The organism is Microbispora sp. ATCC PTA-5024 (assembly GCF_000511135.2).
Lineage (GTDB): Bacteria > Actinomycetota > Actinomycetes > Streptosporangiales > Streptosporangiaceae > Microbispora > Microbispora corallina.
On record NZ_KI866523.1, the window covers coordinates 1,505,448 to 1,523,991 of the forward strand.

Annotated in this window: 20 protein-coding genes and 1 tRNA gene; 3 read left to right on the plus strand and 18 right to left on the minus strand. The window is 69.1% G+C overall.

Features of this window, described 5'->3' with window-relative positions; all coding sequences use genetic code 11:
* The 5 genes from MPTA5024_RS19540 to MPTA5024_RS19560 all read right to left on the minus strand — a co-directional run.
* Positions 1 to 1,621, minus strand: a 1,621-nt coding sequence (locus MPTA5024_RS19540) for an MDR family MFS transporter (protein WP_198167232.1), incomplete at its 3' end; no start/stop codon positions are given.
* On the minus strand, positions 1,621 to 2,145 hold the full coding sequence (locus MPTA5024_RS19545; protein WP_051458361.1) for a MarR family winged helix-turn-helix transcriptional regulator: 525 nt from the start codon (positions 2,143 to 2,145) through the stop codon (positions 1,621 to 1,623). The genes MPTA5024_RS19540 and MPTA5024_RS19545, both read right to left, overlap by 1 nt.
* Before the next feature lie 104 nt (positions 2,146 to 2,249).
* The gene (locus tag MPTA5024_RS19550; RefSeq protein WP_157099556.1) at positions 2,250 to 4,406 is read right to left on the minus strand and encodes a sialidase family protein; all 2,157 of its coding nucleotides are present in this window, start codon (positions 4,404 to 4,406) and stop codon (positions 2,250 to 2,252) included.
* Between the two features lie 82 nt (positions 4,407 to 4,488).
* The gene (locus MPTA5024_RS19555) at positions 4,489 to 5,556 is read right to left on the minus strand and encodes a spore photoproduct lyase family protein (protein WP_036325501.1); all 1,068 of its coding nucleotides are present in this window, start codon (positions 5,554 to 5,556) and stop codon (positions 4,489 to 4,491) included.
* A gap of 39 nt (positions 5,557 to 5,595) precedes the next feature.
* Positions 5,596 to 6,351: a DNA-formamidopyrimidine glycosylase family protein gene (locus tag MPTA5024_RS19560; protein ID WP_036325504.1), complete on the minus strand. Its 756-nt coding sequence runs from the start codon at positions 6,349 to 6,351 to the stop codon at positions 5,596 to 5,598.
* Positions 6,352 to 6,470: 119 nt separating this feature from the next.
* Between MPTA5024_RS19560 and MPTA5024_RS19565 the strand changes: the two genes are divergently transcribed.
* Positions 6,471 to 7,322 (plus strand): glycerophosphodiester phosphodiesterase, encoded by an 852-nt coding sequence (locus tag MPTA5024_RS19565; protein ID WP_036325506.1) that lies wholly within the window; start codon positions 6,471 to 6,473, stop codon positions 7,320 to 7,322.
* Positions 7,323 to 7,352: 30 nt separating this feature from the next.
* Here the strand turns inward: MPTA5024_RS19565 and MPTA5024_RS19570 are convergent, their stop codons facing one another.
* Positions 7,353 to 7,898: a DinB family protein gene (locus MPTA5024_RS19570; RefSeq protein ID WP_036325508.1), complete on the minus strand. Its 546-nt coding sequence runs from the start codon at positions 7,896 to 7,898 to the stop codon at positions 7,353 to 7,355.
* A gap of 97 nt (positions 7,899 to 7,995) precedes the next feature.
* On the opposite strand from MPTA5024_RS19570, the gene MPTA5024_RS19575 reads away from it, so the two are divergent.
* Positions 7,996 to 8,949 carry a helix-turn-helix transcriptional regulator gene (locus tag MPTA5024_RS19575; protein ID WP_036325510.1) on the plus strand — a complete coding sequence of 318 codons (954 nt, stop codon included), beginning with the start codon at positions 7,996 to 7,998 and terminating at the stop codon, positions 8,947 to 8,949.
* A gap of 26 nt (positions 8,950 to 8,975) precedes the next feature.
* On the opposite strand, the gene MPTA5024_RS19580 is transcribed toward MPTA5024_RS19575, so the two are convergent.
* Complete coding sequence (locus MPTA5024_RS19580; RefSeq protein ID WP_036325512.1) at positions 8,976 to 9,467, minus strand: YajQ family cyclic di-GMP-binding protein; 492 nt, start codon at positions 9,465 to 9,467, stop codon at positions 8,976 to 8,978.
* A gap of 53 nt (positions 9,468 to 9,520) precedes the next feature.
* The gene (locus MPTA5024_RS19585) at positions 9,521 to 10,036 is read right to left on the minus strand and encodes a GNAT family N-acetyltransferase (RefSeq protein WP_036325515.1); all 516 of its coding nucleotides are present in this window, start codon (positions 10,034 to 10,036) and stop codon (positions 9,521 to 9,523) included.
* A 120-nt stretch (positions 10,037 to 10,156) separates the two neighbouring features.
* On the opposite strand from MPTA5024_RS19585, the gene MPTA5024_RS19590 reads away from it, so the two are divergent.
* A tRNA-Tyr gene (locus tag MPTA5024_RS19590) sits at positions 10,157 to 10,241 on the plus strand.
* A gap of 210 nt (positions 10,242 to 10,451) precedes the next feature.
* Here MPTA5024_RS19590 and MPTA5024_RS41035 read toward each other — a convergent pair.
* From MPTA5024_RS41035 to MPTA5024_RS19625, 10 genes are all read right to left on the minus strand, one after another.
* The gene (locus MPTA5024_RS41035; protein ID WP_157099557.1) at positions 10,452 to 10,874 is read right to left on the minus strand and encodes a hypothetical protein; all 423 of its coding nucleotides are present in this window, start codon (positions 10,872 to 10,874) and stop codon (positions 10,452 to 10,454) included.
* Positions 10,875 to 11,249: 375 nt separating this feature from the next.
* Positions 11,250 to 12,044, minus strand: coding sequence for a DUF4238 domain-containing protein (locus tag MPTA5024_RS44665; RefSeq protein WP_084369808.1), 795 nt, complete (start codon positions 12,042 to 12,044; stop codon positions 11,250 to 11,252).
* Between the two features lie 209 nt (positions 12,045 to 12,253).
* Positions 12,254 to 13,618, minus strand: a complete 1,365-nt coding sequence (locus MPTA5024_RS19595) for a tyrosine-type recombinase/integrase (RefSeq protein ID WP_036325518.1) — start codon at positions 13,616 to 13,618, stop codon at positions 12,254 to 12,256.
* On the minus strand, positions 13,615 to 13,806 hold the full coding sequence (locus MPTA5024_RS19600; RefSeq protein ID WP_157099558.1) for a helix-turn-helix transcriptional regulator: 192 nt from the start codon (positions 13,804 to 13,806) through the stop codon (positions 13,615 to 13,617). The genes MPTA5024_RS19595 and MPTA5024_RS19600 overlap by 4 nt, the downstream gene beginning before the upstream one ends.
* Positions 13,803 to 15,377, minus strand: a complete 1,575-nt coding sequence (locus MPTA5024_RS19605) for a replication initiator (protein WP_051458362.1) — start codon at positions 15,375 to 15,377, stop codon at positions 13,803 to 13,805. Before MPTA5024_RS19605 ends, MPTA5024_RS19600 begins: the two co-directional genes overlap by 4 nt.
* Positions 15,378 to 15,457: 80 nt before the next feature.
* A complete protein-coding gene (locus MPTA5024_RS41040; protein WP_157099559.1) occupies positions 15,458 to 15,613 on the minus strand; it encodes a hypothetical protein in 156 nt (51 codons plus the stop codon).
* A complete protein-coding gene (locus tag MPTA5024_RS19610; RefSeq protein WP_036325520.1) occupies positions 15,610 to 17,037 on the minus strand; it encodes an FtsK/SpoIIIE domain-containing protein in 1,428 nt (475 codons plus the stop codon). Before MPTA5024_RS19610 ends, MPTA5024_RS41040 begins: the two co-directional genes overlap by 4 nt.
* Before the next feature lie 86 nt (positions 17,038 to 17,123).
* Entirely contained in the window at positions 17,124 to 17,426 is a 303-nt protein-coding gene (locus MPTA5024_RS19615; protein WP_036325525.1) for a hypothetical protein, read from the minus strand.
* Positions 17,426 to 17,695 carry a hypothetical protein gene (locus tag MPTA5024_RS19620; RefSeq protein WP_036325528.1) on the minus strand — a complete coding sequence of 90 codons (270 nt, stop codon included), beginning with the start codon at positions 17,693 to 17,695 and terminating at the stop codon, positions 17,426 to 17,428. The genes MPTA5024_RS19615 and MPTA5024_RS19620 overlap by 1 nt, the downstream gene beginning before the upstream one ends.
* Positions 17,695 to 18,105, minus strand: coding sequence for a hypothetical protein (locus tag MPTA5024_RS19625; protein ID WP_036325531.1), 411 nt, complete (start codon positions 18,103 to 18,105; stop codon positions 17,695 to 17,697). The genes MPTA5024_RS19620 and MPTA5024_RS19625 overlap by 1 nt, the downstream gene beginning before the upstream one ends.
* Between the last annotated feature and the right edge of the window lie 439 nt (positions 18,106 to 18,544).

The following is an 18,544-nucleotide window of genomic DNA, read 5'->3' on the forward strand; positions in this document are numbered from 1 at the left end:
CGCCGTTCCTGGCCCGCGCCGCCTCGGCGACCGGCTCGGGGGCCGGCTCGGGCACGGCGGCCGGGGCGGGGGCGGCAGCGGAGGCGGTCCGCAGCGGGACCTCCTTGATGAACAGGATCGCGAGCAGCGCGAGCAGCGCGAGCGGCGCCGCGTACAGGAACACGTCGCCGACCCCGTGGCCGTACGCGCTCTCGACGACGGCCCTGACGGGAGCGGGCAGCGCGGAGAGGCGGGGGATCGAGCCGTCGCCGCCGGCGTCGCCCTTCACGCCGATCGCGGCCAGGCCCTCCCGCAGGTACGTGCCGACCCGGTTGACCACCACGGCGCCGAGCGCGGACACACCGATCGCGCCGCCGAGGGAGCGGAAGAACGCGACGACGGAGCTGCCGGCGCCGAGCTCCTCGGGCCGCACCTGGTTCTGCACGGCGAGGACGAGGTTCTGCTGGGTCAGGCCGAGGCCGACGCCGATCGCGAACATATAGACGGCGACGAGCCAGTAGTCCGTGTCGTACCGCAGCGTGGCCATGAGGGCCAGGCCGACAGTGAGGAGGAAGGAGCCCGTGGTGAGGATGGCCTTCCACCGGCCCGTACGGGTGATGATCTGGCCGCCGATCGTCGAGGCGAGCGCGAGGCCGAGGATCATCGGCAGCGTCATCAGGCCGGCCTTGGTGGGCGACTCGCCCCGGGCGAGCTGGAAGTACTGGCTGAGGAACGTGGTGGCGCCGAACAGCGCGACGCCGACGAGGACGCTCGCGACGACCGCGAGCGAGATGGTCCGGTTGCGGAACAGCCGCAGGGGGACGATGGGCTCCTTGGCCTTGGCCTCCACGAGCAGGAACAGCAGGGCCAGCACGACCGCGCCGCCGACCATGGCGGCCGTCTGCCACGACAGCCAGTCGTACTTGTTGCCGGCGAACGAGATCCACACGAGCAGCAGCGACACCGAGGCGGCGATCAGCACGGCGCCTCCCCAGTCGATGCTGACCTGGCGCCTGCGGACCGGCAGGTGGAGCGTCTTCTGCAGCACGAACAGGGCGATGACCGCGAACGGCACGCCGACGTAGAAGCACCACCGCCAGCCGAGCCAGGAGGTGTCGACGATGACGCCGCCGACGAGCGGGCCGCCGATGGTCGCGACCGCGAAGACCGCGCCCAGGTAGCCCGAGTAGCGGCCGCGCTCACGCGGCGCGATCATCGCCGCCATGATCACCTGGGAGAGGGCCATGAGGCCGCCGGCTCCGAGGCCCTGCACCACCCGGGCGCCGATCAGCATCTCGGAGTTCTGCGACAGGCCGGCGATCGCCGACCCGATCACGTAGACGATCAGACCGAGCTGGACCAGGATCTTCTTGCTGAACAGGTCCGCGAGCTTGCCCCAGATGGGGGTGGAGACCGTGACCGCCAGCAGCGAGGCGGTGATCACCCAGGTGTACGTCGTCTCGTCGGCGTGCAGGGTGGCCGTGATCGTCGGCAGTGCGTTCGCCACCACGGTCGACGACAGGATCGCCACGAACATGCCGAGGAGCAGCCCCGACAGCGCCTCCAGGATCTGGCGGTGCGTCATGGGGACGTCCTGGTCGGGTGCCGGCTGGCGCACCTCGGCCGGTATCGCGTTCGCCATCAATGTCCTTCCACTGTCTCTGCCAAGCCTTCGTTCACGTGCCGCGGGGGAGCGGCGGCGGGGGCGCGCACGCGTGCGGTGCGCCCGGGTCCGTGCGCCGGCGTCTCGACGCTCGCCCTGAGCCGGGCCAGCAGGCCGGACAGCTCGGCGATCTCGTCGTCGGACCAGGTCGTCAGCGCGTCGGCGAGGAGGCGGCGCAACTGGCCGCACGACTCGCGCGCCAGGCGCTCGCCCTCGGGCGTCGCCCGTATGAACCAGGAGCGCCCGTCGTGGGGATTCGGCACGCGCTCGGTCCAGCCGCCGTCCTCGAGGTCGGCGACGCGCCGGCTGATGACCGACTGGTCGACGTCGAACATCTCCGACAGCTCCCCGACGCGGGCGGGGCCGACCCGCTCCAGCACGACGAGGATCGCCAGGCCCGTACGGCCCGCGGGCCAGGGCAGGTCGCGGCCCAGTCCTCTGATCACCGTCTTCACGTCGAGCAGTCGCAGGAGCAGCTCGTCGCAGCTCGCCTCCGACGCCATGATGCTCGCCTCCAGTTAGTTTCCCTAAGCAAGCATATCTGATCGTTGCTTAAGGCAACCTTCGGGACGGCCCTATGGGACGAATGAGGCTAAAGAGGCTGAGGTCAGACAGAGGGAAGACTGAGCGTGGCCGTGACGATCGTCCGGTCGATGTGGGCCTCGGCCGCGTTGCCGCCCGGGGTTCCGGCGACCCAGTGGGCGACCTGCGGGGTCTGCCTGCTGTCCTGGACGACCCAGGTGGCCCCGGTGCCGGCGCCGTCGCGCAGGAGCCGGGCCACGCCCGCGCTGTCCACGGCCACCGTCCAGGTGGCGAGGTCGCCCGCCCCGCCGAGCGACAGGACCCTGGTCCAGACGGTGGAGCCCTTCGTCATCGTCCAGACGCCGGACTTCTGGACCGTGAGCATGAGCCGCCGGGCGCCGTTGGCGACCTTCGTGCCGAAGCTGACCCCCAGGCCCGTACGCGGGTCGAGCGCGCTGTCGTCGACCACCCGGCCGCGGACCTCGACCGTGATGTCGCAGCCCCTGGTCACGTCGAGCGGGAGCACGGCCTGGACCACGCGGCCGCCGGCGCTGCGCAGGCGCAGCCCGCCGTCGAGGAGCCGGGCGCCGGGGGCGTCGAGCGCCCAGCCGTCCCAGGAGCCCCCGGCGACGTGGTCGGCGACCTCGATCAGGTCGAGGACGGCCTCGCCGTCGCTCCAGGCCGAGACGCCGGCGGCGGAACCGGTGACCGGGACGCTCCACCGGGCCCCGCCCTCGGCCGTTGCGGTCCCCGCCGCGTCGACGATCACCCGCCACCCGTCGGACGGCGTGTGGACGCGGGTCCACCCGGCCGTGCCCAGGGCGTACAGGCCGTCGGGGCGCACGGCGACCGTGAGCGCGCGGGCGCCGGTGCTCACCGTGACCCCGAGCCCCTCGCCCGACTCGGGGAAGCGGGTCACCCCGCCGCGGACCGTCAGCACGAACCCGCCCGCCGGTCCGTACGGCCGGCTGATCGACGCCCCGGTGAGGCGGAACCCGCCGGACGGCGTGGGCTGCGCCGAACCGCTCGCCGTCCAGCCGGCCGTGCCCCGGGTGACGCCGGTGAACGCGTTCGAGACGTCGAGCCGGGCGACCCTGATGTCGGTCTGGTTGTGCTCCCAGACGACGGCGAACCTCCCCGGCGCGTACTCGTCGGCGCTCGCGTAGACGTCCCAGCCGCGGCCCGCCCCCGTGGTGCTCCTCCTGCCGTCCGCGAACAGCCGGCCCGGCCCCCATGGCGTGCCGGGCCGCTTGACCTTGTAGTAGAGGACCTCGCGGTACTGGTCGGGCTTGCTCTCCGAGGTGCCGGTGAACGGCCCGGCCAGCGTGTTGTAGATCGCGAGGTGGAGGCCGTTCGCGTCCGTGGCGAAGAAGGTCTTGACGTAGTAGTTCGGCAGATCGGGGTCGAGCGCCATCCGCGACCAGGTGAGGCCCCCGTCGGTGCTGGTGGCGGTGGCGGCGTACGCGGCGTGGGTGCGGTAGTGCGCGTCCCGCGCCTCGGCGGTGGAGCCGCCGGTGAGCGTGCGGGCGACCATGACCAGCGTCTTCGGGTCGTCCTGGGAGACCGCGATCTGCGGCTCCTCGACCGAGACGCCCGGCGGGTTCTCCGCGAGGGCCCCCGGCGTCCAGGTCACCAGGTCGGACGAGCGGAGCACGCCGGCCTTCGTCGTCCCCTGGGCCGAGCGCCAGTACGGCACCAGCCACACGCCGTCGTGCCGGATGGGCTTGCCCGCCACGACGACGCCGCGGGGATTCGGCGGGACGGCGACGGTGACCGGGACGTCGGCCCACGTCCGGCCGCCGTCCGCGCTCCGCTTGACCGTCATCTCGACGGGGAAGCCGTCGAGGTCGCCCTCGGCGTCGCGGTCCGCGGCGATCGTGATGCGCCCCAGCAGCGCGTGGAGTGTGCCGGCGTCGTTGAGGAAGACGACGTAGTGGTACCGGTGGACCGCGTCGTCCGCGGCCAGCGTCCCGACGGTCCAGGTCCGGCCGCCGTCCTCGGATCTGGCGATCTTGATGGCGCCCTGGTCCTTCGGCGCCGGATCCCCGGGGTCGGCCACCCCTGCCCGCCAGCCGACCACCAGCCGGGCGGCGTCGAGGGCGACGATGTCCGGCACCCGGTTGCCCTCGTGGACGAGCTCGCCGGCGGCGTCCTTCCGCACGGAGCTGTAGACGGTGACGGGGGCGGAGACCGCCGCTCCCACGACGTCGGCGTCCGGCCATGATCGGGCAGGGGTCGTCACCCGACCCAGGGAACACGGGAGGTGGGCCCGACTTCAACCAAATCTCGGGGCGTTCAGACCATGTACACGCCATCGTCACATTTCAGAAGGCATATCTGATCCGGCAGAACGGCAGCCTCTCCGCGACCAGATCGGTGAGCGCGGCGACGTACCGGCCCTTGTGGCCCGTTCGGTACCGCACGTTCCAGCCGCCCGTCTGCGACCGCTTCGGCTGCTGCAGGTCGGGCCGCCACAGCACCTCCTCGGCCTTGGGATGCCAGCCCAGGTTGACCTCGTGCAGCCGGTCGTTGTGCGTGAGGAAGATCACCTCCGCGGCCAGCTGCTCCCGGGCCGCCGGTCCCACCCCCTCGCGGAGCAGGTCGAGCAGCTCCGCCCAGTCGTCCAGCCAGCCGTCACGTACCACGACCGGGCTGAAGTTGACGTGCACCTCGTACCCGGCCGCCACGAAGTCGTCGATCGCCGCGACGCGCTCCGCGATCGGGGACGTGCGGATGTCGAGAAGCCGGGAGTCGGCCGGCGGCATCAGGCTGAAGCGGACGCGGGTGCGGCCCCGCGGATCCCAGTCGAGCAGGTCACGGTTCACGTACTTGGTCGCGAAGCTCGCCTTCGCGTTCGGCAGTCCGCGGAACAGGTCGACCAGGTCCCGTACGTTGTCGGAGATCGTCGCGTCCACCGAGCAGTCGGAGTTCTCGCCGATGTCGTACACCCAGGCGGACGGGTCGACCTGGTCGGGCCGGGGCTTGACCCCCTGCCGGGCCGCGTGGCGGCCCAGGTAGCCCACGATCTGGTCGATGTTGGCGAAGACCGTGATCGGATTGCTGTAGCCCTTGCGGCGCGGCACGTAGCAGTACGCGCAGGCCATGGCGCAGCCGTTCGCGGTGGAGGGCGCGATGAAGTCGCTCGACCGGCCGTTCGGGCGGGCCGTCAGCGACTTCTTGACCCCGAGCACCAGGTCCTCGGTCTTGATCCGCACCCACCGGGCCACGTTCGCCTCGTCGCCGTACAGCTCCGGGATGCGGTGGTGGGCCTCGATCTCGATGCGCTCGGCGTCCGGGAAGCGGTCGAGGATCTCCCGGCCCCGCGGCAGCGCCGCCGCGGCCGGTTCGACATAGATGCGGCGGACGTCGAGCAGCTGACGGGTTGTGCTCACCTATGGTGAAACGCCGGTGGACGGCCGTGACTTCCCAGGTCAGACGGCATTCAGGTGCTGGTCGACGGGGCAGGCGTACGCCGTCCGGGAGGCGAGCGGCCACGTCCGCACGGGCGCTCCGCAGCGGCGGCACACGTCCCGCTTGTAGACCCACCGCTCGTCCGGGGCGTCCGGGTCGCTCACGACCTGCCCCGCGTCCCGTCCCAGGGCCAGATGCCGCACGGCGGCGTCCCACAGCCGTCCCGCCGCGTCCGCGCCGACACCGGTGGCGTCCGGGTCGAGACCGGCGAGGAAGAGCAGTTCGGCCCGCCAGGCGTTGCCGATCCCCGCCCACACGCCCTGGTCGAGGATCGCGGCCCCTACCGGCGCCCGCGTACCCGTGAGGCGGCGCACGGCCTCGTCGCGGTCCGCGTCGGGCCGGAGCGGGTCGGGCCCGAGAGCTCCGCGCAGCGCCGCCACCTCCCGCTCGTCCAGCGGCTCGCACCGGGACGGCGCGATGAGGTCGACCGCCGTCTCGTCCGTCGACAGCCGCAGCCGGGTGCCTCCGGGCGCCGGCGCCCCCGCGTCCCGGGGGCCGAGGAAGAGCCCCCGCATGCCCAGGTGCACGTGGACGGGCGGCGCGTCCTCGAACCAGTAGAGCAGGTGCTTGCCGAGCGCCTCCACGCCGCGGAGCACCCGCCCGTCGTAGGGCCGCGCGTCGAACCGGCCCTGCGGGCTCGTCGCCCGCACGACTCCGCCGGCGATCGCCTCGTTCTGCCGCCGGGCGTGGCGGTGGATCAGGTGCCCTTCGGGCATACCGGCGTCGTACCCGGTTTGGGTTGCCGGCCATCTGCCGGTTACTCGGACATCAACTGATCGCCACAACCGCTTGTCAGGTTCGTGTCGTAGGCGCCTCCCACGAACGAGGAGACCCGATGACCTGGCGAACCGGCCCTGCAATCTTGACCGCGTCGGCGACTCTCGGGGCGCTCGTCGCCCCACCGGCCGCCGCTGCCACGCCGTCCCACCGCCGTACGGCGGAGGTCGTGACCGTGGCCCACCGCGGGGCGTCCGCGTACGCGCCCGAGAACACGATCACGGCCTTCCGCATGGCCCACGACCAGCACGCCCACATGTTCGAACTGGACGTCCAGGAGACGAAGGACCACAAACTGGTCCTGATGCACGACACGACCCTCGCCCGCACCACGAACGTCGAGCGGGTCTTCCCCGGCCGCGCGCCCTGGCGGGTGCGCGACCTCACCCTCGCCCAGGTCAGGAAGCTGGACGCCGGCTCCTGGTTCGGGCGGGCCTACCGGGGTGAGCGCGTCCCGACGCTCGGCGAGACGCTGCGGGCCATGGGCGGCAGCCGCCTCGGCCTGCTCCTGGAGATCAAGGAACCCCGGCTCTACCCCGGCATCGAGGCCCGCGTCGCGCTGGAGCTGCGGCGGCACCCGGAGTGGCTGCGTCCCGGCCGCCTCGTCGTCCAGTCGTTCGACTGGGCCTCGATGCGCCGCTTCCACCGGCTCCTGCCCGCCGTCCCCGTCGGCCTGCTCGGCACGCCCGCCTCCTCCCAACTGCCCGGCGTCGCGAAATACGCCTCCTACGTCAACGTCCCGTACGGCCGGCTCAGCGCGGCGTACGTGCGGCGCGTCCACGGCCGTCATCTGAGGCTGTTCGCCTGGACCGTGGACAGCCCGTCGGCCATGCGGCGCCTGATCTCGTACAAGGTGGACGGCATCATCACCGACAGGCCGGACGTCCTGCACGGCGTGACGTCGGGATAGGGCGGGCGGCGGCGTCCGGTCCGGTCGGGGTCAGCCCATGCTCTTGGCGCCGTCCAGGGACTCGCGGATGATGTCGGCGTGGCCGGCGTGCTGAGCGGTCTCGGCGATGACGTGCATCAGCACCCGGCGGGCCGACCACCGCGCGCCCGGCTCGAACCACGGGGCCTTCGGCAGCGGCTGCGTGGCGTCCAGGTCGGGCAGGGTCGCGACCAGCTCGTCGGTCCGGCGGGCCACCTCGGCGTAGGCGTCCAGCACACCGGCCAGCGTCTCACCGGGCAGCAGCCGGAAATTGTCGATCCACCGGGCCATGTCGGCCTCGGTCATGTCGGTGGAGTCACCCGACGGGCCGTTCAGGATGAAGTCCGCCCAGTTCCGCTCGACCTCCGTGACGTGTTTGATCAGGCCGCCCAGGCACAGCTCGCTGGCGGTGGTCCGCTGCCCGGCCTGCTCGTCCGTGAGGTCACGGGTGGTGAAACGGAGGAAATGCCTGGTCTTGGCGAGCATCGCCAGCAGGTCGGCGCGCTCGCCGGTGACGTCGTGGGTGGCCGGCTCGTCGACGGTCGTGGTCTCGCTCATGGTCTCCGCCCTCCGTTGTCCTGTTCGGTCGGTCAGGACCGACGCTAAGCCACATAGAGGTCACTTTCTGGCCTGAATTGCGGAAGAATGACGAAACATGGCGAACACCAGCACCCGGACGCTCCGGCTGCTGTCCCTGCTGCAGACCCACCGGTACTGGCCGGGCACCCAACTCGCCGAGCGGCTGGGGGTATCGCTGCGCACCCTGCGCCGGGACGTCGACCGGCTGCGCCGGCTGGGCTATCCGGTCGAGGCGCAGCGCGGCGTGGACGGCGGCTACCAGCTCGCCGCGGGCGCCGCACTGCCGCCGCTGGTGATCGACGACGAGGAGGCGGTCGCCCTGGCCGTGGGGCTGCAGGCCGCCGCGCAGGGCGCGGTGGAGGGCATCGCCGAGTCATCGGTGCGGGTCCTGGCCAAGGTGGCGCAGGTGATGCCGGCCCGGCTACGGCGCCAGGTCGAGGCGGTCCGCGCGATGACCGTGCCCGCCGGCTGGAACGGCCCGGCCGGCGCGGGCGTCGACCCGGGCGTGCTCACCATGGTCGCGCTGGCCTGCCGGGACAGCGAACAGCTCCGCTTCTCCTACACCGCCGCCGACGGCCGGAACACCGACCGGCACGTCGAACCGCATCGGCTGGTCTGTCTCGGCCGCCGCTGGTACCTGGTCGCCTACGACCTCACCCGGCACGACTGGCGCAGCTTCCGCGTCGACCGGCTCACCGCGCCGAACGGCGCCGGTTCCCGATTCCGGCCACGCGAGCTGCCCGCCGCCGACGCCGCCGAGTTCGTCCGCGCCGGCCTGGACAACCTGCCCCGTCCGTACCGCGTGGAGGTACTGGTCGACGCCCCGGCCGCGACCGTACGCGAACGGATCGGCAGATGGAGCACGGTCGAGGAGGTCGACGCCGAGCACTGCCGCGTGCGCATCACCGCCGACTCCCTCGACTGGCCGACCCTGGCACTGGGCGTGCTCGGCGCCGATTTCCACGTCCTCAACCCGCCCGAACTGCTTGAGCAGGTCCACAACTGGGGCGGCCGGTTCACCCGGGCGTAGGCGTGAGGGCCCGGCGTCGAGATGTGCTAGCGGTAGTTCGTGAACTGGAGGGCGATGTCCAGGTCCTTGCCCTTGAGGAGGGAGATGACCTCCTGGAGGTCGTCCTTCTTCTTCGAGCTGACCCGGAGCTCGTCGCCCTGGATCTGCGCCTTGACGCCCTTCGGCCCCTCGTCCCGGATGAGCTTGGAGATCTTCTTCGCGTTCTCCTGGTCGATGCCCTCCTTGAGGGCGACCATCAGCCGGTACTCCTTGCCGGACAGCTTCGGCTCGCCCGCGTCGAGGACCTTGAGCGACAGTCCGCGCTTGACGAGCTTCTCCTTGAACACGTCGAGGACGGCGTTCGCCCGCTCCTCGCTGTTCGCCTTGATCTCGATGTCCTGCTGCCCGGACCAGGAGATGCTCGCCCCGGTGCCCTTGAAATCGAACCGGTGCCCGACCTCCTTGACCGTCTGATTCAGAGCGTTGTCGACCTCCTGCCGGTCGATCTTGCTGACCACGTCGAAACTGCTGTCGGCCATCGGTGTCCGTGTCCTCTCCTCGTTGCCCTTCGAGATTAGTGGCCCGCGTGTGATCAGAGGCCGGTACGCGCGTCTTCGGTCGCCGGATCAGCCCGTACGTCCCGGCGCATGACGACGCGGGGCGCCAGTTCGATGCCCATCGCCCGTTCCCGCTCGACCAGCGCCGCCAGCTCGGGTCCCCACAGTTCGGGAGGAAGTACGGCAAAGCCTCGCCGGGCGTACCAGGGGGCGTTCCACGGCACGTCCCGGAACGTCGTCAGCGTCACCGCCGCGGTGACGGCCGCCGCGGCGTCGCACACCGCGTGGAGGAGCTGCGTGCCGATGCCCCGGCCCTGACACTCCGGCCGTACGGCAAGCTGCTCGAGGTGCGTCAGCCCGTCCACCTCACCGATCAGCGCGAAGCCCACCGGCGGATCCCCGGCCACGATCACCCGCCCCGGGTCGTCGCACTCCTCGATCATCGTGGTGCCCGGCGGGAACACGATCCCGAGCGGCTCGAACATCCCGTCCGCCGCCCGCTCGACCTCGGCCAGCCGAGGCAGGTCCTCGCTCCGCGCCCATCTGATCACCGTTCCACTATGGCTGTTACGTGTGGGGCTGGTGATGTCTTCGACCTCGGAACCACCCATGTCACGTGCACCCGGGAAGTCCGCTATTCTTCTACCTGTCACCGCGCGAGCGGCGGACACGGCAGGTTGCCCGAGTGGCCAAAGGGAGCGGTCTGTAAAACCGTCGGCTCAGCCTACCCAGGTTCGAACCCTGGACCTGCCACCAGCAGAACAGCAGCTCAGAGGCCCTCCGGGGCCTCTTCTGCTTTCCAGGCATGTGCAGCCGTAGGCCACTCCGAGCCCCCGTCTGTCGCCGGTCCACCAATATGCGTTCAATGATCTTGGCGACGTCTTCCCAGCTTGAGCGGGCCAAGGGACGGCTCCTGGCCCAGTTCGTGGGCCGAGAATGATCCGTTCCTCGTTCAGTGGGATGCCTTCACCGTGCAAGGCAGGCGGCGTGAGCCGTCGACAGGGCGGCTTCCCGATCAACAGCCGAGTCCTGGCTGTTCGCTCCCAGGGATGTCGCAGCCTGAACTAGCTGCCATGCCACTCCAGCCCAGTCTCCCTCTAGGTTCTGGACCTGCAGGGCTGCGTCTTCTAGTGCCGCCTGGTTCTTGGCCCGCCAAACGTCGGAAACTCGCCATGGGTGCGCAAGCTCTGTTTGTAGTGTCTGATCGTTCTGCTGTTTCGCTCGGCTGAATGCTTCGTCATAGGTGGCGATGAAGGCGCGGCAGGAGTTCTTAATTTCAGATGGCGCGGTGTCCGTCGCCAGATGGCCTGTGAGGTAGATCGCAGCGACAGTAGTCGTCGCGGAGGTTACAGCGGTGGCGATGAGCGCCCCGAGCAGCTTTAGGGTCATTTCCTTTATGGGTGGGTAGAGGGTGGTCTGGGGTGTGGTTATGGGGGAAGTGTATAGTCCTCATAATCTAGCCTTCTTCATCTGACGGCTGGTTCTGTTGCCGTTACATGATGCGAGGTTAGGTGCGCATCCGGAAGTGGTTGCTCCTCCGTGGCTGTTGTTTCTCCAGGATAGTGTGAAGCCTGGAGCGCATGTATTAGTCGCGCCCTTGCTGGTTGCTGTCATCACCCCTCTGGCGCTAGCCGGAACTGCCCTGTCAGGTGCCGCCCCTGTAGTCCCAAAGAAATACGGGACCAACTCTTCTTTGAATCCTCAAATCATTCTGTAGCTCTGCGGCGAGCTCGCTATTGTTGGTCGCCCAATCGGGTGCATGGGCTATGAACTCGCGGCTATTGAAAACGGTGAATCTATTGAAGTCTCTAGCACGAATTCTTCTGGCCTCCTCGGGCTCGCGGGAAATGATAAGGCCGAGGCTGGAGCCCAAGGCACTGTCACTCGACGAAAATCGACAAATCCGGCCCCTACGCCGTGATCGAGGAAAGCAATCGGAATGTCCGGTTCGAATCCCTCGCGAGCACCCGAGAAGCAGACGCTAGTGTCTGAAACAATCAATGGGGCGTGGCGAGGTCGGAAGCATGACCAGTGCATATCATCGGAGAGTAGAGTGGATGCTAAATAATTCCATCGCTCTTTGGGGCGTGCGTCCGGTTGATCCCGAAGACGCCATGGATGGATTACGTCCAGCAGTACTCGGCTTAGAACGACGGTTTGATAGAGGGTTGCATCGATGTGACTCTCGCCCCCGGTCCTCACATGCGTTCTGGTCAGATGTAATAGGAAGCGATTGCGTTGCCATTGAAGGGCTAGGAACCATGCAATAGGCGGGCGAAGCTCTGGAGGAACTACTCGTCGCTGCAGCGAGTCGAGTTCCGAAACAGCCGTTGCTGCCTCGCCCTCGATGTCAGTCATAGCAGCTTCGAGGGTTGTGTGATCAGGCTCGCGGCCAGGCATGGTCATGGTATGGCCGAAGTTTCGGTGCCCTGTGTTGCGAACAGTACTTGTGAAGCCTGTGTTTCCCGTCAGTCGGTGCACGATGAGCTTCTCGTCTGCATCCGCGAAGCGGCGCAGGATGAATTGCGGAACAAAATGATGCTTCTTTGCGTGTGTCAAAAAGAGGTCCTGCCCTGCTTATCGAAGACGGTGCGAGCACTCAGCTTAGGGTGACTTGCTGACATCTACTAGCGGTGCCGAGGATGTGCGCTATGTGGAGAGGATGTGGAAGGGCGCTGCGTTGCCATTGACGAGGTCTGCGACTTCGCCACCGGGGAACGGCAAGGGTCCCGAATGGCTTCCGGAACCCAGTCGGTACAGCTCGCGCGTCACGCCGCCAGGGCGTCATCAATCCTCCGATTGGCGATCTCCTGCTGGCCGTCGAGGCACTTCGCGTAGACCCGCAGGAGGACATCGACGCTGTGCCCGGCCCGCTCGGCTACGTCCGGGGCAGAGACACCCGCGTTGAGCCAGAGGGAGACGGCCGCGTGCCGGAGGTCGTACGGCCGACGAGCCAGGGGAGAGGCGACCTGGGCGGGGGTGAAGGCGAGCTTGCGGGCTTCCTGCCACACCTCCGTGTAGGCCGTTGAGGCGACGACCCCGCCGCGCTCGCTTCGGAAGATTCGCCCGTCCGAGCCGACCCCGAACTCTTCGATGTGTTGCCGAAGGATCTTCACCAGGGCCGGAGGGATAGGCACGGGTCGTACGTCGTCCCGGCCCCGGTGCTTGAGCCCTCGTTCCTCGTGAGCGTCGCCGCTGTCGGTCCACTGGGTGTTGACCTCCGGGCGCGACACGTCGACGAGGAGGCGGCCCCAGCCGGTTGCCGGAAGATGGCAGTCCTGCTGTCGAAGGGCGACGGCCTCACCCGGCCGAAGTGCGGCGTAGTACATGCAGGCGAACAGGGCCATGAGTCGCCGGCCCCGGCCGCGCTTGCCCACGTAGGTCACGACGGTCAACAGTTCCTCGGCCTGCCGCGGATTCACGACCACGCGAGGGTCTACGGTCTCGGTCGTCTTCGGGGGCTTCCACTTGACCTTGTGGAGCGGGTTGGAAGGCAGCTCCTCCAGCTCAACGGCGTACTCCAGGACCGCATGGAGGACCGCCCGCTTCCGCCTGATGGTGTTGGCGCTGGCGGCCTGGCCGTCGAGGCGAAGCGCGAGCGCGTCGAGGGCAAGCCGCACGGTCTTCGTCTCGTTGAGGTCGGCCAGGTCGAGGGACGCACCTTCGAGCCAGCGGACCGCCCGCGCCATCTCCGGGGACGGCTCCGGCCTCTTGTCCGCCGGGATGAGGGCGCACTTACGGAGCGCGGTCCGTAGGGTCTCGGCGTCAGGTCGGCCCGGACGATCCTTGGTCAGGGCGGGGAGCACGGTGGAGAGCGCGTCAGAGATGCTGTCGCGCGTCTTCGCCGCAGCGTGGGGCCACTTCATATCGATGTAGGCCCGGACGAAGTCGAAGACGGTCCGCGCGCTCTTGGCCTTGATCATGGAGGCCGGTAGACCGCTCTCGACGTCGAACGGTTCTCCCCGCTTGGCCGCCTGGCGAAGGTCCGACAGGAAGCTCTCGGCGAGGGCCTTGGTCCGGTAAGTCTTCGAAGACCGCTTGCCGGCCACCTGCCATCGAACGACGTAAGACGGCGTCTTACTTGACTTGTTACGGTAGGTCTCAAAGAACTTCACGTCATAGGAGGCGTTCACGCAGCCTCCCGCAGGCTCTCAAGCCAGGCGTCGAACTCACTGCGGTAAATGCGGATCTCCCCGTTGGGGAGCTTGAGACCCTCGGGAGCCTTGCCGGTCTCACGCCACCGGTAGAAGGTCCGGCGGGAGACGCCGCCGAGCTCATCGAGGATCTCGGGGACCGTCATCAGCTTGTCGTCCTTCTTCACGCCGCCCTCCCTTCAGTTGCCGAAAAATCTTGTCCCTCTGCCTCGGCTTCGAGCCGGGCTAGGTGGTTACGCCAGCGCTGCCGTTCATGGACCGACCGCAGGAGCCGGACGCCGATCGGGGCCAGCTCGGGATCACCGGGCTTAACCGGTCGCCAGATGTAGCGGTGGGGGTCGACCGGCTCGTCTTCGACGCCGAGGGCTTCCAGGACCCAGGTACGGCGGTCCTGCTTGTGCTCGGTAAGCGTCTTGTTGGACCACTTCCGCGAGACGAGGACGCGGCGGCCTGCGTAGCCGAGGTGATCGGGCTTGTGTGCCTTGCCCTTGCACCGGCCGGGAGCCATTCCGGGTTTGGCGCCCTTGGGCTGCACGCCGTACCGCAGCCAGTTTGGGCACGTCGGCGAGCACGGCTCGAACCGCAGAGCGTCGAGCAGCCGTTCGGCGTGTGCCTTCCGGCGTGGGTCGTCGGTGCCGAGGGCGCCGCCGAGGGACTTGGTCAGGTACTTCGATAGGTACTGGATGAGCTGGTCGGCGTCCGGGGTACCGGCGAGCACGCTCTGTATGTCGAGCTGGTCGCCGAAGCGCAGCACGTGCAGGGGCTCGGCCTCGTCGTCCTGGTCGAGCTTGTCGAGGGCCTGTTCCCAGGTCGGCAGGACTTCCCCGGTGGTCGGGTCGAGGTAGCCGGCCCCGTCCTTCCACACGGGGAGATGGTCCCCCTCGAACCGCACGAGATCAGTCGAGGGCCACCACACCTGGTGGTACGTGGCCGCGATGATCTGCCGCAGCTCCGCACGGGGCAGGGTGCCGCGGATTGCCATGTGCAGGTGCGGCGCGAGCCGCTTCTGTGGCTCGACGGTGGCGAAGTACTGCACGTCATAGCCCGCCACCCGGCGGAGGTTCTGTACGAAGCGGTCGACGAGCTTGGAGAAGTGCAGCGCGTCGCGGGCCGCCCGCGCGTAGTCGTACCGGTCCGGGTCGAGGGGCGCGCCCTCCAGGACCCGCCCGTAGGAGGGCAGGGTGAGGGTGACGAACATGGACGGCCGGTAGGTCGTGCCGTCCGAGCCGGTGAAGGTCCGCCCGAGTGTGGTCTTGGTCATCTGCCGCTTGGGCAGGTCCGGGGCGTCCTGCCGCCGCTTGGTGGAGCGGGAGCGCTTGCCGGAGGTGCGGCCGAGGACGTTGCCGCGCATGCCCGCCCGGTTGATCTCCTCGTCCAGGTCCTCGATGGCGGCGTCCAGGTCGGTGGTGTCGCCGCCGGCCTTCTCCACCTCATCCCGCCACGCCTGAGCGTCGGCCCGCAGCTCCACGAGGTGACGCTGATACTCATCGGCGTTGTCGGGGAGGTTCACCGGTTCGTGGTCGAGGTGCCAGCCCTCCCGGCACTGCGCCCTACGGAGCTGCCGGTTGCGCTTGGCGCACGGCGGGCACTTGCTCTCCAGCGTCGCCCCGCAGGGCACGTCGATAACCTCAACCTGTCCGGTGAGGATGTCCTGCCGCCGAAGCGGAACCGGCCGGATGCACACGCCGTATTGCTTGGCGATCTCCTCGACCACGTCCCGCGCCAGCGGTTGAGCCATCCGGACAGCACGAGGTGTGGACCGGTCGTTGAGCCGAGCGGGGGAGATCGGCTGGTCTCCCCCGGCCTGATGGGTGTCGATCAACTGTCCTCCTCTGCGGTCTCGGGGATGGTGAGGGCGGTCTGGCCGCACTCGTGGCACTCGACCAGGCCGCGAAGGGGGTCGAGCCACAGGACGTTGAGCGCGCCGCAGACCGAGCAGCGCAGCCCGTCGAGGAAGTGCGCTAGGCCGTTCATGCGGCCTCGCTTCGACCGCCGTACTCGGCGACCATCTGGCGGATGTCGGCGTCGGAGACGTATGTGGCTCGGACTCGCACCGGATCGGGGGAGGTCTCCAGGCGGACGTAGCCGATGCCCGCGCCCAGCTCTGGAATAGGTGAGATGTGATCGGCCAGTGCGCCCCGGTCGCGTGCGCCGTCGCCGAGGACCATGTCCACCTGTTCCGACTCGTCGAGCCGAAGTGCGATCTTGTCGGGGAACAGGTTGCGGATGTTCATGACCTCCTTGCGAGGGTCCTGAAGCGCGGCCATGACGCCGACACCGACCGCCCGACCCTGTGTCGTCAGGGTCGCCAGGGCCGCCGTGATCCGCTGGCGGAGTTGCTTGTCGGACTGGTAAGCGGTCAGGAAGGCGACCTCATCGACGAGCACCAGGACGAACGGGTCATCGACGGTCGGCGTGTGCGAGCGGCGGAGGCCGGCGAACCGGTCGGCCCGCTCCTGCATCACCGTGACCGCCTCGTCGAGCAGGTCAGCGCACTCCTTTGGGTCGGCCGCGTACCGCCCGCCGAACAGGGGACGGCCGAAGGACAGCTCCATCCGCTTGGGGTCGAGCGCCCACACCTGCACCAGTCCTGCCCGCATCGCGGGGAGCAGGCCGCGGATTGTCGACCACAGCCACGAGCCCTTACCGGCCCCGGTCGCGCCTGCGATCAGGACATGCGTGCCGTGAACGTTCAGCCGGTACGGCGTGCCGTCCTCACACCGGCCGACCTCCACCGCCCCGACCTCTGGCGACTCGGGGACCGGGACGGCGGGCAGGGGTTCGGCGAGCGGGTCACGCCGGGGAAAGGTCAGCACGAGCCGCCCGGCCTTGGCGACGGCGACGCGGCAGGAGGGGGAGCCGAAGCCGTGGGCGAGGTGGTCGGTGCGGTCAGCCCAGTCTTTGACGGCCTGCCCGGACAGCATGCGGACGGTGACGCGGTCGGCCCAGCCGTCGCACTCGACCCACAGGAGGCGGGGCAGGTAGTCGCGGCCCTGGAGGTGACGGCCGAGCCCGGACACGATCATCACCGGTTGCCAGTGCCGCCGGTAGATCCAGAACCGGCGCCAGAAGGCCAGCAGCCGCCAGCCGATCCAGCGGGCGAACGATGCCCGGTCGGCCAGCATCCAGCCGAACGCCAGCGAGAGCGGGATGGTGACGGCGGTGACCGCGACGGGCCAGCCGTAGCGGACCCAGATCACTCCGGGCACGGCGAGCACCGCTACGGCGATGGGGTGGACGATGAGGGTCCGGACGAGCCCGGAGATCAGGCGGCCGAGGAAGACCAGGATGGTGAGGATCGCCGGGGTCTGAACGACGGCCGGTTTGAACACGACCGCCGTGTCGGGGGTGGTGGACACGAGGTTGCGTACCTCGCCACCGGGAAGGCGCTTGAGCATAAGCTGAACTCCTCTCTTGTGATGCGCAGTCAGGGAGAGACCGAGGGGCCGCCGGAAGTTGCCGCTTCCAGCGGCCCCGCTTCGTGTCAGGCCGCCGAGTCGGTGGCCTGGGCGTGTTCGGCGTGCAGGCGCTCGCAGTCGGCCAGGTAGCGCGCGGCGGCGTTGAAGATCTGCCGCGCGATGTCCAGGTCTTCGGCGGTGACCGGCCCGGCCCCGGTGGTCGAGACCGTCACGTCCGCCTCGTCGGACTCCAGGACCAGGTACGGCCGCCCGGACTCCAGCACCCGAGCACGCGCCCGAGTGACCGAGGCGTAGAACGAGATGCCGATGCGAGGCCGCTGACCCGGGTCGATCGACATCGACACGTGGGTGTAGGGACCGTGCGCCATCACGCCACCCCCCGGCCGTTGGCCAGGCCGTGAAACCGCCGCTCGACCGACCGGGCGAACGAGGCCGCCTCACGGGCGAGCTGCCGGGCGAACTCGACATCGGCCGGGCTGACCTGATCACTGTCCGAAGTGGACAGCAGCACCGAGGTCGAGCCGAAGTCCAGCGCCAGCACCGGCGTCCGCGCCGGGTACGGCATGGTCTTGGCCGAGGCCCCGCCCCCCGTGTTGAGGCTGATCACGGCCGAGGGCCGCACCGTCCGCCGCCCCATCACGCCGCGTCCTTCGCAGCGTTGGCGGTCTTGCCGGCCCCTGATCGGGGAGCCCGCATCACCCGAGCCGAGATCGAGTAGGCCAGCCGCCCCGTCGCCTGATGCACGTACGGCTTGACCTCCAGCCCCTCGAACTCGGCCGGAGCCAGCGGAACACCCGGCAGCGACGGCGGGACGACCGGCTGCACCTCGGACAGGATCTTCACGGTCACCGTCTTCTGCGCGGCCTTCAGCGAGGGGTCGGCGTCCATTACCGGGACCTGCCAGACGGGAAGACCGGTCAGCTTGTCCTTGGCCTGGGTGTCCCGCTTGGCGTCGAAGTCCTTCGCCGCGGTCACCTCACCCACGACGTAGCAGCCGTGCGGGAACAGCAGCTCGAAGCTGATCGGGATGGGTCCTTGCAGTGCCATCGTTCACCACCTCCTTGTCCACTCCCCTAGACAGTGGCGGCCGGTCCGTCACGAGAACTGTCTAGGGGGCTATGCGGAAGACAGTAGCAAGCAGTTTGAGGGACTGTCTAGGGGGGTGGACGGGCGAATGTGTCGCGGCGTGCCGCCTGTCTATGAAGAATGTGTGCAAAGCCGGTGAAAGTGCCTGTAGAAACCTGGTCGGAGCTCCTTCGTACGGCGAGACTGCGCGGGTGACTACGAGGAAGAGCGCTCGATGGCATCCAGCGCTGCTGGCTTTGGCGTTGCTGGGTTGGCTCTTGCTTGTAGTCGCTTGCTACCTACGACTCCCACTGGGCCGAGCGCTCTCGTTGTGGTACTGGCTGCTGATCACGGCATTGTTAGCCTGGGCCGCGTGGTGCACGTCCCTTGCGGTGATGGCATACCTGTCGCGTAAGGCCTA